This window comes from Prosthecomicrobium pneumaticum (assembly GCF_014199915.1).
Lineage (GTDB): Bacteria > Pseudomonadota > Alphaproteobacteria > Rhizobiales > Kaistiaceae > Prosthecomicrobium > Prosthecomicrobium pneumaticum.
In genome coordinates this window covers 509,006-528,434 of the sequence record NZ_JACHOO010000003.1, presented here as the reverse complement: position 1 = coordinate 528,434, position 19,429 = coordinate 509,006, and the positions used below count along the sequence as shown (strand labels likewise).

Here is a 19,429-nt window from a genome sequence, read left to right as displayed (position 1 = left end):
CATCACTTGATCGCCCCTTGGGTGAGGCCGCGGACGAAATACTTGCCGCCGAAGAAATAGACGAGCAGCGGCGGCAGCGCGCCGATCAGCACCGCGGCGCTCATCACGTCATAGGTGCGCGCCGTGGTGCCGCCGGCGGTGAGCGCGACGAGCGCGGCGGTGATCGGCTGTTCGCGGCCGGAGGTGAACACCACGCCGAAGAGATATTCGTTCCAGATGCCGGTGAACTGCCAGATCACCGTGACGATCAGGATCGGCGGCGACAGAGGCAGCACGATCTTGCGGAAGATCCGCCAGAAGCCGGCGCCGTCGATGCGCGCGGCCTTGATCAGGTCATCCGGGATCGAGACGTAATAGTTGCGGCAGAACAGTGTCGTGAAAGAAATGCCCTGGATGACGTGGACGAGCACGAGGCCGTAGGTCGAATTGGTGAGGCCGAGCTTGCCGAGCACGAAGGCCCAGGGCATCAGCGCGATCTGGCCGGGCATGAAGACGCCGAGCAGCATCAGCGTGAACAGCGCCTCGGAGCCGCGGAAACGCCATTTCGACAGCACATAGCCGTTCAGCGCGCCGAGCAGCGTCGAGATGATCGTCGCCGGAATGGTCATGGCGAGCGAGTTGAGGAAGTTGCGCTTCATGCCCTCGCAGGTGCCGCCGATGCAATAGCTGCCCCAGGCGGAGCTCCAGGCCTCGAGGGTAAAACTCCTCGGCAGGTTGATCAGGCCGTTGCGGGCGATCTCGGGCTGCTCGCGGAAGGAATTGAGCACCACGACGACGAGCGGCGCGAGATAGATGAGCGCGAAGACGCCGAGGATGCCGTAGATCGCGATGCGGCCGGCGAGGAAGCGGCGGCCGGCGGCGGCGGCCTCGGGATCGGCGACGCGGGCGAGCGAGAGGTCAGCCATGACGGCTCTCCCGGCGCCGGCGCCAGACGACGAAGAAGGAATAGGGCACGAGCACCACGGCGAGCGCGGCGAGCATCATCATCGCCGCGGCGGCGCCCTCGCCGATCTGGCCGCGCTGGAACATCAGATCGTAGACATAGATCGCCGGGAAAGTGGTCGAGACGCCCGGCCCGCCGCGGGTGAGCGCGGCGACGAGGTCGAAGGTCTTGATGGCGAACTGGATCTGCACGACGGCGACGGCGAGGAAGATCGGCGCGATGGTGGGCAAGATCACCTTGCGATAGGTGCGGAAGGCCGAGGCGCCGTCGATCTGCGCCGCCTTGACGAGATCGGGGTCGACCGAGCGCAGCCCGGCGAGGAAGAGCGCCATCGCAAAGCCCGAGGACTGCCAGATGCCGGTGATGATGACGGCGTAGATCGCCGTGTTGCGGTCGGAGGCGAGCGCGAAGGAGAAGCTCTCCCAGCCGAGGCTGCGCACCAGCATCTGGACGCCGTCGGCGGGATTGTAGAGCCAGCTCCACACCGTGCCGGTGACGATGAAGGAGACCGCGAGCGGATAGAGGAAGATCGTCCGCCACAGCGCCTCGCCCTTGACGCGCTGGTCGATCAGGATGGCGAGCAAAAGGCCGACCGCCATCGAGCCGAGAATATAGAAGGCCGAAAAGAAGAAGAGATTGTTATAGGCGATGTTCCAGCGCCGGTTGGCCCACAGCGAAGCGTAGTTCTCGAGGCCGACGAAACCGTAGCTCGGCAGGAGGCCCGAATTCGAGAGCGAGATGTAGAGCGTCCACAGCGTGAAGACCACGACATAGACGAAGGAGGCGAGAAGCGAAGGGGCGAGAACCACGACCGGCCACCATCGTCCGGCGCGCTGGCGGAAGGACACACCTTCGCCGTCAACCATCGCAATCGTCATCGCAGGCCCGTCCGACGCTTCTCGCGGGAGAAAGGGGGCCGGGCGGCGAACCGCCCGGCCGGCGGAGATCACATCTGGGCTTCGACGGCGTCGGCCATCGCATTGGCGCCGTCTTCCGGAGACATCGACGGGGTGTTCACGAACTCCGTCACCGTATCCATGATGGCGCCGCGATATTTCTGCGGGATCGTCATGTTGTGGGCCATCGAGCGGACGAGCGTGCCCGCCTCGATCGAGGCCTGCAGGTCCTTCTGGGAGAGCTGCTGGCAGGGGTTGAAGCCCTGCGACAGGTCGACGTCGAGCCGGGCCGGGATCGAGCCCTTGGCCTGGTTGAAGACCGTCTGGAACTCCGGCGACAGGATGGTCTTGGCGAGCAGCTGCTGGCCGTCGATGTAATCCTGGTCCTTCTGCGTGAAGAAGACGACCGAGTCGGAGTTGAGGATGAAGCCCGGCTTGCCCCAGTCGGTCGGCGCCTGGCTGCAGACATAGTCGGTGCCTTCCTTGAAGCCGCCGGCGGTCAGGAGGCCGATGGTCCAGTCACCCATGATGTGGAAGGCGGCCTCGCCGCGGCCGACGAGATGGGACATCGTATCCCAGTCGCGACCGACCATGCCGGGGTCCATGTATTCCGACGTCATCTTGCGCAGCTGGGTGAGCGCCTTGACCATGCCCTCGCTGCGCATCGCCTCGACGTCGCCCTCGACGAACGCCTTCTTGTAGAGGTCGATGTCCTGGCCGTACACCACGACCTCGAACACGGTCGAGTCGGTCCAGTCGGCGGTCGAATGCGCGATGCAGATCTTTCCGGCGGCGACGACCTTGTCGCAGGCCGCGTTGAACTCGGCCCAGGTCTTCGGAACCTCGGCGACGCCGGCTTCCTGCAGCACCTTGGGCGAGGACCACAGCCAGTTGATGCGGTGGATGTTCATCGGCGCCGCCACCCAGTGGCCGGCCGGCTTCATGACCGGCAGCAGCTCGGGGGCGACCACCTTCTCCCAGCCCTCGGCGGCGGCGAGATCGTCGAGATTGGCCGTCATGCCCGTCTCGTTCCATTCGGCGATCTCCGGCCCCTTCAGCTGCACCGCGGGCGGCGCGTTGCCGGCGACCACGTCGGCCCGCAGCTTGGCGAGCGTATTCGCCGTATGACCGGCGATCGAGGTCTGTTCCCAGGTGCCGCCGGCCGCGGTGAACATCTCACCGAGCTTGGCGATCGCCGCGGCGTCCGATCCGGTCGCCCACTGGTGCAGGATATTGGTCTTGGGCTCGGCGGAGGCGGCCCCGACCAGAGCGGCATAGGTGATCGTTACGGCGAGAGCCGTCTTCAGCATGGCGTTGTCCTCCCTCGCGCCGGCTGCGGTTTTCCGCTTCGTCGATCCGGCGGCCCTGTTCTCGGGGCTCAATAAGTTCTATGATGAAATAATTCGGCTGTCAACGTTTCGACCATGATGCACGAGAGTCGCCTGAAATCCCTGCTCGACGACCGCGAGTCCGGCGCGCCCGCGACGCGGATCGTCCGCATCATGAGCGAACGGGGCGCCCTGTCGGCGGCCCAGATCGCCCGTCTGACCGGCCTCGCCCGCTCGACCGTGTCGATGGCTCTGGCGGAATTGCGCCAATCCGGCATCGTCGTCGAGGTTCCGGGCGGAGAGGAGGCGGCGAAGGGCGTCGGCCGGCCCGCAACCGCCCTCACCCTCAACCCCGAAGCCGGCACCTGCATCGGCCTGCACATGAGCCTCGACGACATCCAGCTGGTCGTGGCCGACGTCTCGCATTCTGTCATTGCCGAACAAAATATTGCAATGCAGCGCGATTATTCGCCCGAGGAAGCAGCTGCAGCGACGAAAGCCGCCGTCGAACGGACCTATCGCGAGAACGGGCTTTCGGCCTGTGGCCTGCTCGGCGTCGGGGTCTCGGTCTCCGCGCCCGTCAGCCCGGACGGAACGGTGCAGCGGGCGAGCATCGTGCCGACCTGGGCCGGCGTGAACATCCGCGACGCCTTCGAGCCGGTGTTCGGAAGCCCGATCCTCGCCGACAATGAGAGCAATTGCGCCGCGATCGCCGAGATGATGTGGGGCGCGGCGATCGGCTGCGAGGACTTCGTCCTCTTCAAGATCGATCTCGGCGTCGGCGGGGCGATCGTCTCGGGCGGCCGGGTGATGACCGGCATCGCCGGGGGCGCCGGAGAGTTCGGCCATCTGTCGCTCGATCCGGACGGCGATCTCTGCCGCTGCGGCAATCGCGGCTGCCTCGAACTGACGGCGAGCTTCAACCGGCCGCTCGAGCAGCTCTCGCGCCTCTATGGCCGCCGCATGACGATGGACGACGCCATCCGGCTGGCGGAACAGGGCGATGTCGGTGCCCGGCGGCTGATCGAGGACACCGCGGCGGTCGCCGGCCGCGGGCTCGCCCTCGTCGGCACGCTGATCAACCCGCCGCTGATCATCATCGGCGGCCGTATGGCGCTCGCGGGCGACATCCTGCTCGCGCCCCTCGTTGCGGCCTATGAGAAGCACACGCTGATCAAGGCGCGCGACGTCGCCGAGCGGCTCAGGACGCGGATCACGATCGGCAAGTTCACCGAGAACGACAAGCTGCTCGGCGCCGTCGGCCTCGTCTTGCGGCATCACGGGCGGCTCGACTGAGCCGCCCGCCGGTCCCGCCTCAGAACCGCGTGCCGAGCCGCGCCGAGCCCGTGCCGCCCGCCACACCGTCCCCGTCGAGACGGGTCCGGTAATCGAGATCGAGGAGCCAGCCGGGATCGAACCGGATGCCGAGCGCGAGCCCGACGGTCGCGATGTCACGCGCATCCGCTTCCGTCTCGACGGCATAAGGCAGGCCGCCGAGATCGCTATAGCCGAGCCCGACCCGCGACCCGTCGGCGAAATCGTGGCTGTATTCCGCGCGGACCTCGGGCGCGATGCTCCCCCATTCCGTATCGAAGACGTAGCGCAGCCGCGCCCCGAGCGCGCCGGACAGGCTGTCGACCGTCTGGTCGCCATAGGTCAGGCCATAGACCCCCCCGCCCGTCTCCGAGAACCCGTCGAGCCAGGCGCGGGAGAACCCGGCCCGGGCATAGGGCGAGATCAGCCAGGCGTCGTCGCGAAATTCATAGGCGGCCGTGAGAGAGCCGAACAGCTGCGTGCCGCTCCGGCTGCCATCGGCCGTGCTGCCGTCCACCGTGACGTAACGGCTGGAATCGAGGTCGATCCAACTGCCGCCGAGGAGCCCGTCGAGGAACAGACCATCGATCGGCTTGTAGCTGCCATAGAGCGCGCCGCTATAAGCGTCGACCAGCGTCTCCGTCCCGTTGTCGCCGACATCCGAGCGGTCCCGGCCATAGCCGAACCCGAAGCCGGCGACGAGGGCGGGGGAGAAGCGGTAGTCGACGCCGCCGCTGACGCCGACCGCAGTCGAATCGAGATCGATCCCGCCGTCGCGCCGGGAGAAATCGATGAAACCGCCCGACCACACGGCGAGCGGGCCGCGATCGGCCGCCGGCCGAGCGATCGCCGCATCCGCCGGCGATGCCTGCGGATCGGCGGCTTCGTCAAAGGCGAGGAGGCCCTGGGGTCCGGCGTCGCCCACCGCCGTTGTCGCGCGCTCGAAGAAGGAATCCTCGGGGCGCGCGGACCGGTCCTGCAGCACGCCGATGCGCACCTCCATGCTCGAGGCCCATCGCTCATCGTCGTCGTGCAGGCGTTCGAGCCGGCCCTCGAAGTTCTGGAGCTGAATGCGGGCGACCCGCCTCGTGGCGTCGGCCTGGGCGTTCACGAGCCCGATCACTTCGACATCGAGCGAGGGATCGGGCCGGGCCGGCGGATCCGCCGCGATCGCGATCGTATAGGCGGCGCTGCCGGTGTTGCCGACATTGTCGGTGGCGGTGATGGTGAAGCTCGCGGTCTCTTCCGTCGTCGGCGTGCCGGACAGCGCGCCGTACAACCCGCCGGCGTCAAGGGCGAGTTCGACTCCGGCCGGCAGGGCGCCCGAAGTCACCGCATAGCTATAGGGCGACGTTCCGTCCGAGGCGGTGACGCTGACGCTGTAACCCGTCCCCACCGTGCCGCCGGGAAGCGCCCCGGCCGCCGGCGAGAGGCTGAGCGTCACCGCCTGATAGGTGAAGCCCGAAGCGAGCGTGTCCGAGCCGTCGCCCGTCGTCACGACGACGTCGACCGCGCCGGCGACATGGGCCGGCGTCTTCACCGTCAGCGTCGTATCGTTGGTCACCGAGAGGTCGGTCGCCGCCGTGCCGCCGAAGGTCACGCCGGTCGCGCCGGTGAAGCCCGTGCCGGTCAGCGTCACGCTCGTCCCGCCCGTCGTCGGCCCGGTCGTCGGCGAAAGGCTCGCCAGCTCCGGACCGGACGCCTCGGCGGCGATCGCGATCGTATAGGCGGCGCTGCCGGTGTTGCCGAGGCTGTCGGTGGCGGTGATGGTGAAGCTCGCGCTCTCTTCCGTCGTCGGCGTGCCGGACAGCGCGCCGGTGCTCGCATTGAGATTGACGCCCCCCGGAAGGGCGCCCGAAGTCACCGCATAGCTATAGGGCGACGCTCCGTCCGAGGCGGTGACGCTGACGCTATAATCCGTCGCCGCCGTGCCGCCGGGAAGCGCCCCGGCCGCCGGCGAAAGGCTGAGCGTCACCGCCTGATAGGTGAAGCCGTCATCGAGCGTGTCCGAGCCGTCGCCCGTCGTCACGACGACGTCGACCGCGCCGGCGACATGGGCCGGCGTCTTCACCGTCAGCGTCGTGTCGTTGGTCACCGACAGGTCGGTGCCCGCCGTGCCGCCGAAGGTCACCCCGGTCGCGCCGGTGAAGCCGGTGCCGGTCAGCGTCACGCTCGTGCCGCCCGTCGTCGGCCCGGTCGTCGGCGAAAGGCTCGTCAGCTCCGGGCCGGACGCCGCGGCGGCGATCGCGATCGTATAGGCGGCGGCGCCGGTGTTGCCGACATTGTCGGTGGCGGTGATGGTGAAGCTCGCGCTCTCTTCCGCCGTCGGCGTGCCGGACAGCGCGCCGGTGCTCGCATTGAGATTGACGCCCCCCGGCAGGGCGCCCGAAGTCACCGCATAGCTATAGGGCGACGTTCCGTCCGAGGCGGTGACGCTGACGCTGTAACCCGTCCCCACCGTGCCGCCGGGAAGCGCCCCGGCCGCGGGCGAAAGGCTGAGCGTCACCGCCTGATAGGTGAAGCCCGAGGCGAGCGTGTCCGAGCCGTCGCCCGTCGTCACGACGACATCGACCGCGCCCGCCGCATGGGCCGGCGTCTTCACCGTCAGCGTCGTATCGTTGGTCACCGACAGGTCGGTCGCCGCCGTGCCGCCGAAGGTCACCTCCGTCGCGCCGGTGAAGCCGGTGCCGGTCAGCGTCACGCTCGTCCCGCCCGTCGTCGGCCCGGTCGTCGGCGAAAGGCTCGCCAGCTCCGGACCGGACGCCGCGGCGACGATGGTGATGGTATACTCGGCCGAGCCGAACAGGCCCAGGCCGTCGGTGTAGCGGATCGTGAAGGTTGCCGTCCCCGCCTCCGTCGGCGTGCCGACCAGCCCGCCCCAGTCGGGATCGAGCTCGATTCCGGCGGGCAGCGCGCCTGCCGCGAGAGAGATGGTGTAGGGAGCCGCGCCACCGCCCGATTTGTCGATGAACACGCTGTAGGGGACACCCACCGTGCCGCCGTCGAGCGCGCCGGACTCCGGCGACAGAGTGACCGGGGGATAATAGGTGAAGCCAGAGGCGAGCGTGTCGGAGCCGCCGGGGGTCGTCACGACGACGTCGACCGCGCCCTCCGCATGGGCCGGCGTCTTCACCGTCAGCGTCGTGTCGTTGGTCACCGAGAGGTCGGTCGCCGCCGTACCGCCGAAGGTCACGCCGGTCGCGCCGGTGAAGCCGGTACCGGTCAGCGTCACGCTATCGCCGCCCGTCGTCACGCCGAAGTCCGGCGAAAGGCTGGTCAGCTCGGGACCACCGGCGCTCGCCAGCCGGCAGGTCAGCGTCGCCGTCGCGGTGCCCGATGACGCCGTGCTGCTGTAGACGCCCACCGCATAATCCTCGTCCGGATCGAGGATGAGCGTGCCAGTCAGCGACACCTCGGAGCCGTTGCCCGGCCTCGCATCGGGCACGGCATAGTCATTGTAGTCGTTCTTGAAAATTGTGAACACAGCCGAACCATTCCAGTCCGATGACTCCGGCTCGGCGTTGAGTTCCGCGTTCGACGAATTGCTCGTGCTCGCCTGGTAATCGATCACCTCACCCGCGGCGAAGCTGGCATATTCTTTCTCGACCTTGTTATTCGGGGAGGCTCCCTGGGGCGAGGTAACGCCGGCGCCCCAGTCCGCATTCACCGCGACGCAGGCGTCCGACAGCGCTGCGGCGGGCGAGGACAGACCGACGAGGACGAGGAGCAGGAAGAGCCCCGCGCCCAGCCGGGCGGCCCGTTGCCGCACAGAGCCCCACAAAACACGCCGCCCAGCAGAACACCTGCCGCGCACGCGCCCCCCCTCTTCCGCCCCGAAGCCCGGCATGAATGAATTTCACTCCGAATAAAATTTCTATCGAGCTAAAAACTAGCTCACCCCAGGAAGGAAGACTTACACGAGGAGAATAAAAAATCAAACTATTCCGTTGACCTTTTTCAGAGATGTGCCACCATTGTATTATGTAGATCGCGTATAAAATATACGCAAGAAGTCAAATCTCATTCGGAAAAATACGGATATGAATATATGTCCGTAAATATAAATGTTCGGTCTTCGCCAATAGAAGGTGGATTCGCTGTCTGTATCAGACCGGCGAGGCCTGCCGCCCGTCCGAACGGCGATCCCGGCCAGGAAGACCGACGGATCACTCTGGCCAAGAGCTTCGGCGCACGGGGTGCGACAGAGGCATCGGCCCTTGATCGTCTTGCCTTCGATCCGGTGCGAGGCGCTCGCCAGACCGGCGACCGCCCCATGGCCGCTCCCGGCACCCTTCCCGCCCCCTCGCCTGTGCCCTTAAGAAATGGAGGAACGTCATGGTGACCGAGCCCACGAAATCCACGGACAGGGAGGCAGAAATCGTCTCTCTCATCGGTCATGTCGCGCTCATGGCGGTGAGCGAGCCGCCGAAGAACTGGATCCCCTGCGACGGCAGAACACTTCTCAGAGAGGCGAATGAGATCCTCTTCTCCGTCATCGGGACGACCTATGGCGGTGACGGCGAGCGGACCTTCCTCGTCCCGGATCTTCGAGCGGCGGTGCCGATCCATGATTCGACGCATTACGGCCAGGGCGTCAAATCGGCGCGGCTGGAACAGCCGGTGATCGCACTCACAGAGAAGAATCTCCCGCCCCACACCCACGCGGCGAGGTTCACGGGCAAGGACAGCGAGGCGACGGGGTCGGTCGCCCTGACGGTGGTGGACAAATCCGGTCAGGCGGCCCCGGAGAAGGATGGGTTCCTGGGCAAGGGCGGCAGCGGAACAGACGGAGCACAGATCTATGTGACGCCGGCGGACGCCAAAGACGCCGCCAGCGTGACGCTGAGCGGAGGCGCGGCTCAGATCAAGCTGCCCGGAAACGTGACCACGGACCCGACGGGCTATCCCGACGTCCAGCTCAAAGTCCCCGCTGTGGGGATGATGTGGTGCATCTGCGCCGCCGGTCTTTATCCCGAATTCTAAGGCCAACCGCCATGACCCCGAGCATCTACACCGATCTCCAGCTCGTCAACGCGACGCGCGACGCGCTCTATTCCGGCAATGGCGGCAGCAATGCGCACATCTCCCATTCCTACCAGATGTGGTATTGGTTCGGCGGCTATCGCGACGACCAGAAATTCACATCGCCCCTCGTCGAGCGGGCGAAGACCAGGACGCATCGCCTGCAGTTCATGCGCGGTGTCGGCGATCAGACCGACGCCGCGGATATGCAGATCAATGTCGGCGAGGCGAACACCGGCGCCTGCAACGTCGTGTATGTGCGGGCCGACAGCTTTCCGGGCACGCGCCACGAAATCAGGGCCGAGGTGCAGAAGCCGGCGCTGCCGATACAGGGTCCGTTCATCGTCGCCTTGAACGAGCACGGCAAATGGCCGGCCGACGGCGCAACGACCCTCAAATGGTTCGCGGCCGGCCAGCGCCTCCCGATGACGATCGACGACGGCGATCAATGCATGGCGATCATCGATCTCGGCATCTTTCTGCCCTCCGCCCTCGCCAGCCGACTGGTCGACTCGATCGCCGCCGGCACCTTCGGCGGCGATGACGCCCAGACGGTCTGGTTCAACGTCACCCGCTATGTCGACCTGACGCCCGGGAATTGACCCGGCGCCACGCCGGAACGGGCGGTCCGTCCGCCTCTCACCCCCTCACGCCCGGCTTCGGCACGATTCGGAGGAGTCTCATGGCTGCGCAACCCGACGATCGCTACGACCAGCTCAGTATTCTCGACGGCGTCATAGGGCAAGTCGCCCTTCTGGCGATGAACGCCATCCCAAGATATTGGACGGCCTGCGACGGAAAGATTCTTCAGATTGATCATAATCAAACTCTTTTCTCTCTCATCGGGAATGCCTTTGGTGGCGACGGATTAAAGACCTTCGCCGTCCCGGATCTTCGCACTGCGGTGCCGATCCACCGTCCGGCCCAGCGGGGGGCGGGTGTCAAATCAGCGGACCCCCAGATGCCGGCGATCAAGCTCACCACGGCTCATCTCCCGGCCCACACGCACAAGGCGACCTTCACAATGGTGGAGGGCAAGGCGTCGGGATCCGTCACCCTGACGGTCGTGAAGAAGGCCGGCACCGGCACGCCGACGGACGGGGGTTTCCTGGGCTTGGGCGGCAGCGCCGCCGCCGCCGCACCGATCTATGTGAAGCCGGAGGACGCCAAGGACGTCAAGGACGTCAAGCGCGTGACACTGAACAGCGTCGCGGTGAAACCGACAGGAGAGGTAAACATCCCCTTCAAGGGCGAGGCGCCGTTGGTCATCCCCTATCTGAAAATGATCTGGTGCATCTGCATTGTCGGTATCTACCCGAAATTCAGCGAGAAATCGCCATGACACCGGATATCTTCACGGACCTGCACTTCGTCAATGCGACGCGCCACGCGCTCTATCCCGGCCATGGCGACAGCAATGAAGGGTTCTGCCACACCTATCAGATGTGGTGGTGGTTCGGCTCCTACCGCGACAATCAGGAATTCGACACGCCGATCGTCGACCGCGCCAGGGCGAAGACGTTCCGGCTGCAGCTCAACCGCGGCGTCGGCGACCAGGACGACGGCGCCGACATGCAGGTCAATGTCGGCGACGACAACACCGGCACCTGCAATGTGGTCTTCGTGAAGGGCCGCAGCGACAATCGCAGCGGCCATCACCTCATGGCCGACGTGCAGAAGCCGGCCCTTCCCGGACAGGGACCCTTCGTCATCGCCTTCAACGAGCACGGCAGATGGCCGACCGACGGGTCGGCTTCCCTGCGCTGGCTCGCGCCGGCAACGCATCTCGAGATCCCGATGTGCGAGGCCGATCAATCCATGGCGATCATCGATCTCGGCCTCTTTCTGCCCTCCTCGTCGCCAGCCGGCTGGTCGACTCGATCATCGCCGGCACCTTCGGCGGCAATGACGCCCAGACGGTCTGGTTCAACGTCACACGCTATGTCGACCTGGCGCCGAGCGCCTGACCCGGCCCCGGTGGAGCGGACGGCGTGCCGTCCTCCCGCCGCCCTCTCAGACCCCGCCGCGACTTGATTCGGAGATCCTCATGCCCGCGCAAACACCCCCTGTCCCGGAGATCATCGACGGGATGATCGGACAGATCGCCCTCTTCGCATTTCAGAAAATCCCGGAGAACTGGCTCGCCTGTGACGGGACAGCCATCAATACCGCCGATTATCCCCTCCTCTTCAGGCTCATCGGCCAAGCCTACAACAAAGAAAATGAGAAAGCCGGTACCTTCCGCCTTCCCGACCTTCGAAACGCGGTGCCGATCCACAATCCGGCTCAGCGGGGGCCGATCGTCGACTCGGCGCTGGCCGACGCGCCGGCGATCAAGCTCACCAAGGAATGTCTCCCGTCCCACACCCACACGCCGGTAAGCACCGACGGGATATCGATGCCGGTCGACGTCGCGCTCACCATTCTGAAAAAGACCGGCGCCAACGTTCCGACGGAGGGAGGGTTCCTGGGCGCCGGCGGCACCGGCGCTCCGATCCATGTGAAGAAGGAGGACGCGGAGGGCGCCGAGCACGTGACGCTGAACGGCGGCGCTGCGGTGACGATGAAATACACGCCATCGGGGACCTTGACCTTGGATGAGGCCGGCACGGAGACACTGGCCCCCGTCACCATCCCTTACGTCGGGATGTCGTGGTGCATCTGCTATGCCGGCACATACCCCGTGTTCCGATAGGCCGGAGCCAGCGCCCGCCCCCTCCGCCGCTTCTCGTCCCCCGCGCCACGCCCCCCGGGGCCTGCACCGTCCGGCAGCGCCATCGCCGCGGCACGATGGGACGGCGCCTCGCGCGCTGTCCGTCGCATGGCCGGCCCCGGCGCCCGCGCCACCTCCCCGACCGACCGTCGCGGCCGGCGATGTTTATCTACACTAAACAGAACCCCGGACCTCGCGTGATCAGGGCGGCGCAGGTCTGCACGATCGGTCTCTATTAAGTAAATATTACCTATTATTACATTGATTTCTTCTCGCCGATAAAAGACCCTCCCTCGCATTGATCCTGAAGACACGAGCGCCGATCACTTCGAGCGTTGCGCGATGTTCTCCGCTGCTCTTCGCAGCGACGGGCATGGCTCGCACGCGGGGGCAGCGCTGCTCGTGATTTCGGGACCGGCATAGAGCGGAGGAAGCCTGCCTTGGAACCCGTCCCCGGACCCCTGCTCGGTCAAGTGAGCCTGTTCGCCGGCAATTTCGTGCCCCGGGGCTGGATGTCCTGTGACGGCTCCCTTCTCGCGATCAAGGACAACATGGCGCTCTTCGCCATCATCGGCACGCTCTATGGCGGGAACGGGACGACGACCTTCGCCGTGCCGGATCTGCGCAGCGTCGCGCCGATGCACGACATGGCCTATGTCGGCCAGAGGACGGCATCGGCGATGACCGGCGCGCCGGCCGTCGTGCTGGCGACGAACCAGTTGCCCTCGCACACCCATAAAGGCTCGTTCACCGGAACCGCCAGCAATGCCACCGTATCGATGGCCCTGACCGTCAAGGACACGGTCGGCAATGCCGATCCGCAGGCCGGCGACTTCCTCGGCAAGGGCGGCACGGGCGGCGCCGCGGCGCCGATCTATGTGCGCAAGACCTCCACGGCCGCGGATGTCAGGCTCAGCCCGACGATGGTCGGCATGACTATGGTGCCGCAAGGAACGGTGACGGTCGGCCTCGCCGGCAGTGGCGAGGCGGTCGTGCTGCCGCACATCAAGATGATCTGGGCGATCTGCATCGTCGGCCTGATGCCGAGCCGCTGGTAAGGAGCGCCGCCATGTCACCCGATGTCTTCACTGATCTTCAGGTACTTAACGCCACCGCCAGCGGCCTCTATCCGGGCAGCGGCGGCAGCAACAAGGGCTTCTGCCACAGCTATCAGATGTGGTATTGGTTCGGGTGCAAGGAAGAGGCGCAGAACTATCCATCGCCGGTCGTCGAGCGGGCGAAGGCGAAGACCTACCGGCTGCAGTTCAAGCGCGGCGTCGGGGATCAGGACGACGGCGCCGACATGCAGCTGAACGTCGGCGACAAGAACACCGGCGATTGCAACGTCGTCTATGTGAAGGGCCGCAGCGACAATCGCAGCGTCCATTTTCTGTCGGCGGAGGTGCAGACGCCGAACCTCACCGGCCGCGGCCCCTTCGTCGTCGCCTTCAACGAACGGGGCAAATGGCCGACGCTCGGACCCGGCCCGCTGCAATGGAAGACGCCGGAGCAGAGCTTCGCGATGCCGATGTACAATGACGATCAGTGCCTGGCGATCATCGATCTCGGCATCTGGGTGCCGCCCTTCATCGCGGATGTCTGGCTCAGGGCGATGAGGGCCGGCACGTTCGGCGGCAACGACGCCATCATGCTGTGGACCTATGTCATGCGCTATCTGGACGGCCAGGTCGACGGCTGACAGCGCCATTGCGGGCGGGGGGCCGCGCCTCGGCCCCGCGATGAGGGCGCGAAGCGGCACCAAAGGGCCGGCGGCCTCGATCGGGATGGGCGCGGGCGGCCGACGGGCCGCCCGCGCGTTTGGTCAGTAGGCGATCTTGAGGCCGATATGGCCGGCGACGCTCGCATCGCCCTCGTCGGGCAGCCGGCCGGTCACCTTGGCGAGCCCGCTCACCGAGGCGCCGAACGGCACGTCGAAGGCGACGCTCGTCTCGAGCCAGTTCGCCGCGCCGACATCGCCCTCCACCGTGCCGCCGAACAGGCCCGGCAGGTCGAAGGCGATCGTGTCGCCATCCGTCTCGCGGTGCACGCCGGCAAGGCCGAGCCGCGCCGTCGGGCCGGCCGCGAAGCGATGCTCCAGTTCGAGCCCGGCGCGGATCAGCTGCGTCGTCGTCGTGAAGCCCGAGATCACCGCCGGGAACGGCCCGTTCGTCTCCGTCCAGCCGTCGAAATCGCTCTGCATGACGGTGTAGGTCGCGTAAGGCGTCAGGCTCGTCGCCGGCGCCGGCAGGGCGAAGCGCCAGCCGAGCGTCGCCGAGGCGCCGAGCGTGTAGCCCGAGGTGTCGCCGCGCGAGGTGACCGGATCGACGCCGTTCAGATAGCCGCGCTTCACGTCGCCATCGAGCCAGGCGGCCGCGAGGCCGGCCTCCCACACGAAGCCCGCCGCCGGACGGCCGGCGATCTTGGCGACGACCGAGGTGGCGTCGAAGGACGACCAGCCGTCATAGGCGAGATCGGTGTCGAGCACCGACTGGTCGACGAGGAAGCCCGCCGTCACCGTGTCGGAGAGGCGGAAGTCGAGCCCGACGCCGCCGCCCGCCATCGGGTCGGTGTCGAAGGACCCGTAGGCATAGGCCGAGCCGTTCTTGCCGACCGGGCCGGCGAGCGCGTGCGAGACCGTGTCGAACAGGTCGTCGACATGGAGATTGGCGGTCTCCCCGCTCGCCCCGACGCTCTCCACCGACCGGTAGACCCCGTCAACCGTCGTCACGCCGCATTCGTCGCCGTCGCCGCAGCGCGACAGCCAGAAGATGAACACGGGGTTGTTGACGCCATCGTCATAGGAGCCGTTACCCACCATGACGTTGCCGTCGGCCGAGATGCCGCTGGGGGTGCCGAAGAGGCCGCCGGCCGACAGGAAGCTCATGCCGGTGACGTCGATCCCCTTGCCGGTGAAATAGTCCGCCATGGTCTGCCAGCCGTCCTCCAGGGACCAGCGGAAGGCCGAGCGCGGCGCGGTCGTCATCTCCGGGTAGAGATCGGCGGTCTGAAGAGAGGTGCCGACGATCACGGTGCCGTCGTCCGACATGCCGCCCATCAGGTCCTGATAGCTGCCCGTGCGCTCCGCACGGTCGATCGAGATGTCGACCAGCCCGTCCGCATCGGTCCAGCGGAAGGCGTGCGTCGAGGTGATGACGCCGAAGTCGCCCGTCTGCATGTAGCCGGCGACGACATCGCCCGAGCGCGACATCAGCGCGCCGAAGCCGCTATCGAAGCCGTCGAGCATGCCGAGATCGCGGAAGCCGTCCGTGTCCGACCAGAGGAAGGGGCGACTGCCTTCGCCCACAAAGTAACCGGTCAGCCGCGAGCCGTCGTAATTGGTCGCCGAGGCCCAGAGGTCCGAAGCCGTGTTTCCCGTATCGCTCAGGAATGCCGCCTTCGTGAGCGTCTGCAGCGCGCCGCTATCGGTCTGCCAGCGCGCGAGCTCGGTGGTCGGCGCACCCAGACGTCCATAGATGACCTCGCCGTTGCCGGAGACGAGGTTCGCTTCGCCATACGTCCAGATGCCGGCATCGAGCGCATGGATCGCGCCGGTCGAATCCCAGTAGACGGGAACGTTCTGCGCGGCGAGCGCTTCCGCACTGTTATAGGCCCGGCCGACGATCACATTGGCATCGCCGCTCGCCGCCGCGATGGCATCCAGATAGTTCGTGCTCGGGGTCGCGAAGGTTTCGAGCAGAGTGAGCGTGGTGCCGTCGAACCGGAAGCGGGACTGCGTGGGGCCGCTGCCGACCATGCCCACCAGAGTGTCGCCATCGTCGGACAGCGCCACCGGCGTGACCGTATCGCTCTCCCGGCCGGGCAGGCCGAACGGCACCGGCGTTCCGCCATCCCACCAGGCCACCCCGTCCCCCGACGACTGGATCACCGCCCGGCTGCCGTCGCGCGCCAGCAGGGGCGGCAGGTAGACGCTCATCATGATGATGTCAGCGGGTGAGACGTCGTTGAAGACGCTCGTATGGAGCTCCTCCGACCAAGCCGGCGTCAGGCTCGTCGTCGCGAGCAGCAGCGCGCCGGCCAGTCCGCCGAACCGCAGCGCGGTCCCGCGCGATCCGCGGGTACCCCTCATCGTCGTCATGTCCCAAACCCCCTCGATGCACCGGAGGGGCGCCGGCCTTGCGGCGGCAGCGCCCGTCGCGGAGAGGACCCGGCCGCCCCGCGGTCCGCCCCTCGTTCCTTCCACCTCTCGCCACCCCGCCCGGGGGCAACGATGCGGGCACGGCCGGGTGGGATGTCCCGGCCTGCGGACGCCTTCGGTCGCCCCCGAGCGAAGTGTCGAGCGCCGATCATGGTGAGAAATGCGAGGGTCTGCCTTTCGCCGGGCGGCCGCCGCTTGTCCTCGGGCGGCTTTTTATGCAGCCACCACTCAGCGTTGCCGGCGGCGGGCGTCGCGGCGCGAGGCGGACGCCACGCCCGTCAAGGGCGGGAGCGGAGCAAGGGGAAGACACGGGCGGAGCGGAGAGCCGACGGTGCGGCGGGACGGACACACGCGAGGAGAGGCCCGCCCGTCCCGGTCGAGCGGCGGCGGAGCGCCGGTCGAAAGAACATAGGCGCCCGCGAGAGACGGGCGAAGCCGGCGAGGGCTTGTGCGGGATGGCGCGGGCGGCCGGCGGGCCGCCCGCGCGTTTGGTCAGTAGGCGATCTTGAGGCCGATATGGCCGGCGACGCTCGCATCGCCCTCGTCGGGCAGCCGGCCGGTCACCTTGGCGAGCCCGCTCACCGAGGCGCCGAACGGCACGTCGAAGGCGAGGCTCGTCTCGAGCCAGTTCGCCGCGCCGACATCGCCCTCCACCGTGCCGCCGAACAGGCCCGGCAGGTCGAAGGCGATCGTGTCGCCATCCGTCTCGCGGTGCACGCCGGCAAGGCCGAGCCGCGCCGTCGGGCCGGCCGCGAAGCGATGCTCCAGTTCGAGCCCGGCGCGGATCAGCTGCGTCGTCGTCGTGAAGCCCGAGATCACCGCCGGGAACGGCCCGTTCGTCTCCGTCCAGCCGTCGAAATCGCTCTGCATGACGGTGTAGGTCGCGTAAGGCGTCAGGCTCGTCGCCGGCGCCGGCAGGGCGAAGCGCCAGCCGAGCGTCGCCGAGGCGCCGAGCGTGTAGCCCGAGGTGTCGCCGCGCGAGGTGACCGGATCGACGCCGTTCAGATAGCCGCGCTTCACGTCGCCATCGAGCCAGGCGGCGGCGAGGCCGGCCTCCCAGACGAAGCCCGCCGCCGGACGGCCGGCGATCTTGGCGACGACCGAGGTGGCGTCGAAGGACGACCAGCCGTCATAGGCGAGATCGGTATCGAGCACCGACTGATCGACGAGGAAGCCCGCCGTCACCGTGTCGGAGAGGCGGACGTCGAAGCCGACGCCGCCGCCCGCCATCGGGTCGGTGTCGAAGGACCCGTAGGCATAGGCCGAGCCGTTCTTACCGACCGGGCCGGCGAGCGCGTGCGAGACCGTGTCGAACAGATCGTCGACATGGAGATTGGCGGTCTCCCCGCTCGCCCCGACGCTCTCGACCGAGCGATAGACCCCGTCAACCGTCGTCACGCCGCATTCGTAGCCACCGCCGCAGCGCGACAGCCACGTCATCGCCACAGGCGGGTCGCTGCCTTCGGCGATCGTGCCCATGCCGACCATGACCGTGCCGTCGGCGGAGATCGCATTCGTCAACAGCACCGGGCTGCCGATCGCCAGGAAGCTCATGCCGGTGATGTCGATCCCCTTGCCGGTGAAGTAATCCGCGACGGTCTGCCAGCCCTCCGCGACCGACCAACGGAAGGCAGCCCAGTCACTGATACTTTCGACGTTCGTCAGTGAGGTCCCGGTCGATGTGATGCCGACGATCACGGAGCCATCGTCCGACATGCCGGTCACGACATCGCTGTAGGTGCCCGTCCGCTCGGCCCGATCGACCGAGATGTCGACCACGCCGCCCGCCTCCGTCCAGCGGTAGGCGTGCGGCTCGACGAGGCTGGTGATGTCGTTGCCGGCCGTCCCGGACATGATGCCGCCCACGACATCGCCGTCGCGCGACATCAGCATGCCCATGCCGGCCTCGAAGCCATCGGGCAGAGCGATCTGCTCGAAGCCGTCCGAAAGGGACCACACGAAGGGCTTGGCCGCGCTCTCGAGCAGCGCGTAACCCGTCATGTGCGCGCCGTCATGGTCGATTGCTGCCACGGCGAGCGATGTTCCGAGAGTAGAGGTGTCGCTCTGATAGTCGGCATCGCCATAGATATCCCACGTTCCGCCGGGGATATCCCATCGATAGATTCCATCGTCCGACGAGCCGAAAGCATATGTGCCGTCATACGAAACCCGCCATGCCACGCCGGCACCACTCGTCGTATAGAGTTGATGGATGGTTCCGTCCGCTTCCCAGTAGACCGGTACTGATGTGACGCCGTCGCCGACACTAGCCGAATACGCCCCGCCGACGATCACGCTGCCGTCGCCGCTCAGCGCCCAGGGCTCGTCCCCGCTTTTCGTGCTCGGCGAGGTCAGCCTGCCGAGCGGGACGAAGGATGTCCCGTCGAAGAACACGGCCGAGTCGAACGCCGCCGCATCGTTCACGGTACCGAAGTAACGGGAGCCGTCATCGGACAGGCCGATGCCGTAAAAGGGATAGTCCGACACGGTGATCGGCCGCGGCTCACCTCCGTCCCACAGGCCGAAGGTGCGCGCTTCTTCAGGACCCGTCCAGACGAGGGCGACGCTGCCGTCACGCGCCAGCACCGACGGCCGGAACAGCGCCGAGATGTAGAACAGAAGTTGCGACTGATCAGAGTCCAGCGAAAATCCCGACAAGGGATTGGTCGCCAGCTCCGCCGACGACGCCGGCGTCAGAATGCTCGTCGCCAGCAGGACGGCGAGCGCCGCGCCCCCGATCCGCCCGGCGCTCCGCCGGGCGCCGCTTCCATTCGTCGACGCCATGTCCGCCCCTTCACGACTCGCGGCGAGGGCTGCAGCCTTTCACAGGCTCCCCACCGCCGAGCAGCCGACCGCCCCCCGGCGAACCGTCGCTCGTCCATCCTCATGTCGCACCCGGCACAGCGGCCGAACACGACTGCCCGAGTCGCGGCGCGGTCTTTCCCCGCCGCATGCGCCGCCGCCCCTTTCGAGGCGGCATTGACGGGAGAGGATCATCCGGAATAGGGATCATCGACTTGTCGTGGAGACGCCGTTTCTTGTCATGAAGCGGATTTT

14 protein-coding genes are annotated in these 19,429 nt (G+C 67.1%); 8 read left to right on the top strand and 6 right to left on the bottom strand.

Annotated features, from left to right (window positions below; all coding sequences use genetic code 11):
- Positions 1 to 2: 2 nt before the first annotated feature.
- The 3 genes from GGQ63_RS09585 to GGQ63_RS09575 form a co-directional block, all read right to left on the bottom strand.
- Positions 3 to 905 (bottom strand): carbohydrate ABC transporter permease, encoded by a 903-nt coding sequence (locus tag GGQ63_RS09585; RefSeq protein WP_183855081.1) that lies wholly within the window; start codon positions 903 to 905, stop codon positions 3 to 5.
- Positions 898 to 1,821: a carbohydrate ABC transporter permease gene (locus GGQ63_RS09580; protein ID WP_183855079.1), complete on the bottom strand. Its 924-nt coding sequence runs from the start codon at positions 1,819 to 1,821 to the stop codon at positions 898 to 900. Before GGQ63_RS09580 ends, GGQ63_RS09585 begins: the two co-directional genes overlap by 8 nt.
- A gap of 68 nt (positions 1,822 to 1,889) precedes the next feature.
- Positions 1,890 to 3,149 (bottom strand): ABC transporter substrate-binding protein, encoded by a 1,260-nt coding sequence (locus GGQ63_RS09575; RefSeq protein ID WP_183855077.1) that lies wholly within the window; start codon positions 3,147 to 3,149, stop codon positions 1,890 to 1,892.
- A gap of 114 nt (positions 3,150 to 3,263) precedes the next feature.
- Between GGQ63_RS09575 and GGQ63_RS09570 the strand changes: the two genes are divergently transcribed.
- Positions 3,264 to 4,463, top strand: a complete 1,200-nt coding sequence (locus GGQ63_RS09570; RefSeq protein WP_183855075.1) for an ROK family transcriptional regulator — start codon at positions 3,264 to 3,266, stop codon at positions 4,461 to 4,463.
- A gap of 19 nt (positions 4,464 to 4,482) precedes the next feature.
- Here the strand turns inward: GGQ63_RS09570 and GGQ63_RS09565 are convergent, their stop codons facing one another.
- Positions 4,483 to 8,250, bottom strand: coding sequence for an IPT/TIG domain-containing protein (locus GGQ63_RS09565; protein ID WP_183855073.1), 3,768 nt, complete (start codon positions 8,248 to 8,250; stop codon positions 4,483 to 4,485).
- A 566-nt stretch (positions 8,251 to 8,816) separates the two neighbouring features.
- On the opposite strand from GGQ63_RS09565, the gene GGQ63_RS09560 reads away from it, so the two are divergent.
- The 7 genes from GGQ63_RS09560 (at position 8,817) to GGQ63_RS09530 (ending at position 13,915) form a co-directional block, all read left to right on the top strand.
- On the top strand, positions 8,817 to 9,464 hold the full coding sequence (locus tag GGQ63_RS09560) for a phage tail protein (RefSeq protein ID WP_183855071.1): 648 nt from the start codon (positions 8,817 to 8,819) through the stop codon (positions 9,462 to 9,464).
- An 11-nt stretch (positions 9,465 to 9,475) separates the two neighbouring features.
- On the top strand, positions 9,476 to 10,105 hold the full coding sequence (locus GGQ63_RS09555) for a hypothetical protein (RefSeq protein ID WP_183855069.1): 630 nt from the start codon (positions 9,476 to 9,478) through the stop codon (positions 10,103 to 10,105).
- Between the two features lie 80 nt (positions 10,106 to 10,185).
- Positions 10,186 to 10,845, top strand: a complete 660-nt coding sequence (locus GGQ63_RS09550) for a phage tail protein (protein WP_183855066.1) — start codon at positions 10,186 to 10,188, stop codon at positions 10,843 to 10,845.
- Positions 10,794 to 11,537, top strand: coding sequence for a hypothetical protein (locus GGQ63_RS09545; RefSeq protein ID WP_183855064.1), 744 nt, complete (start codon positions 10,794 to 10,796; stop codon positions 11,535 to 11,537). The genes GGQ63_RS09550 and GGQ63_RS09545 overlap by 52 nt, the downstream gene beginning before the upstream one ends.
- 13 nt (positions 11,538 to 11,550) lie before the next feature.
- The gene (locus GGQ63_RS09540; RefSeq protein WP_183855062.1) at positions 11,551 to 12,198 is read left to right on the top strand and encodes a phage tail protein; all 648 of its coding nucleotides are present in this window, start codon (positions 11,551 to 11,553) and stop codon (positions 12,196 to 12,198) included.
- Between the two features lie 458 nt (positions 12,199 to 12,656).
- On the top strand, positions 12,657 to 13,274 hold the full coding sequence (locus tag GGQ63_RS09535) for a phage tail protein (protein WP_183855061.1): 618 nt from the start codon (positions 12,657 to 12,659) through the stop codon (positions 13,272 to 13,274).
- An 11-nt stretch (positions 13,275 to 13,285) separates the two neighbouring features.
- A complete protein-coding gene (locus tag GGQ63_RS09530) occupies positions 13,286 to 13,915 on the top strand; it encodes a hypothetical protein (RefSeq protein ID WP_183855059.1) in 630 nt (209 codons plus the stop codon).
- A 123-nt stretch (positions 13,916 to 14,038) separates the two neighbouring features.
- Here the strand turns inward: GGQ63_RS09530 and GGQ63_RS09525 are convergent, their stop codons facing one another.
- Positions 14,039 to 16,312 carry an autotransporter domain-containing protein gene (locus GGQ63_RS09525; protein ID WP_183855057.1) on the bottom strand — a complete coding sequence of 758 codons (2,274 nt, stop codon included), beginning with the start codon at positions 16,310 to 16,312 and terminating at the stop codon, positions 14,039 to 14,041.
- A gap of 552 nt (positions 16,313 to 16,864) precedes the next feature.
- Positions 16,865 to 19,156: an autotransporter domain-containing protein gene (locus GGQ63_RS09520; protein WP_183855055.1), complete on the bottom strand. Its 2,292-nt coding sequence runs from the start codon at positions 19,154 to 19,156 to the stop codon at positions 16,865 to 16,867.
- Positions 19,157 to 19,429 lie beyond the last annotated feature (273 nt).

Coding starts and splice junctions, on each gene's coding strand:
- GGQ63_RS09555 (WP_183855069.1), top strand. CDS start 9,476: ATGACCCCGAGCATCTACACCGATCTCCAGCTCGTCAACGCGACGCGC.
- GGQ63_RS09540 (WP_183855062.1), top strand. CDS start 11,551: ATGCCCGCGCAAACACCCCCTGTCCCGGAGATCATCGACGGGATGATC.
- GGQ63_RS09550 (WP_183855066.1), top strand. CDS start 10,186: ATGGCTGCGCAACCCGACGATCGCTACGACCAGCTCAGTATTCTCGAC.
- GGQ63_RS09585 (WP_183855081.1), bottom strand. CDS start 905: ATGGCTGACCTCTCGCTCGCCCGCGTCGCCGATCCCGAGGCCGCCGCC.
- GGQ63_RS09575 (WP_183855077.1), bottom strand. CDS start 3,149: ATGCTGAAGACGGCTCTCGCCGTAACGATCACCTATGCCGCTCTGGTC.
- GGQ63_RS09530 (WP_183855059.1), top strand. CDS start 13,286: ATGTCACCCGATGTCTTCACTGATCTTCAGGTACTTAACGCCACCGCC.
- GGQ63_RS09560 (WP_183855071.1), top strand. CDS start 8,817: ATGGTGACCGAGCCCACGAAATCCACGGACAGGGAGGCAGAAATCGTC.
- GGQ63_RS09570 (WP_183855075.1), top strand. CDS start 3,264: ATGATGCACGAGAGTCGCCTGAAATCCCTGCTCGACGACCGCGAGTCC.
- GGQ63_RS09520 (WP_183855055.1), bottom strand. CDS start 19,156: ATGGCGTCGACGAATGGAAGCGGCGCCCGGCGGAGCGCCGGGCGGATC.
- GGQ63_RS09580 (WP_183855079.1), bottom strand. CDS start 1,821: ATGACGATTGCGATGGTTGACGGCGAAGGTGTGTCCTTCCGCCAGCGC.
- GGQ63_RS09525 (WP_183855057.1), bottom strand. CDS start 16,312: ATGACGACGATGAGGGGTACCCGCGGATCGCGCGGGACCGCGCTGCGG.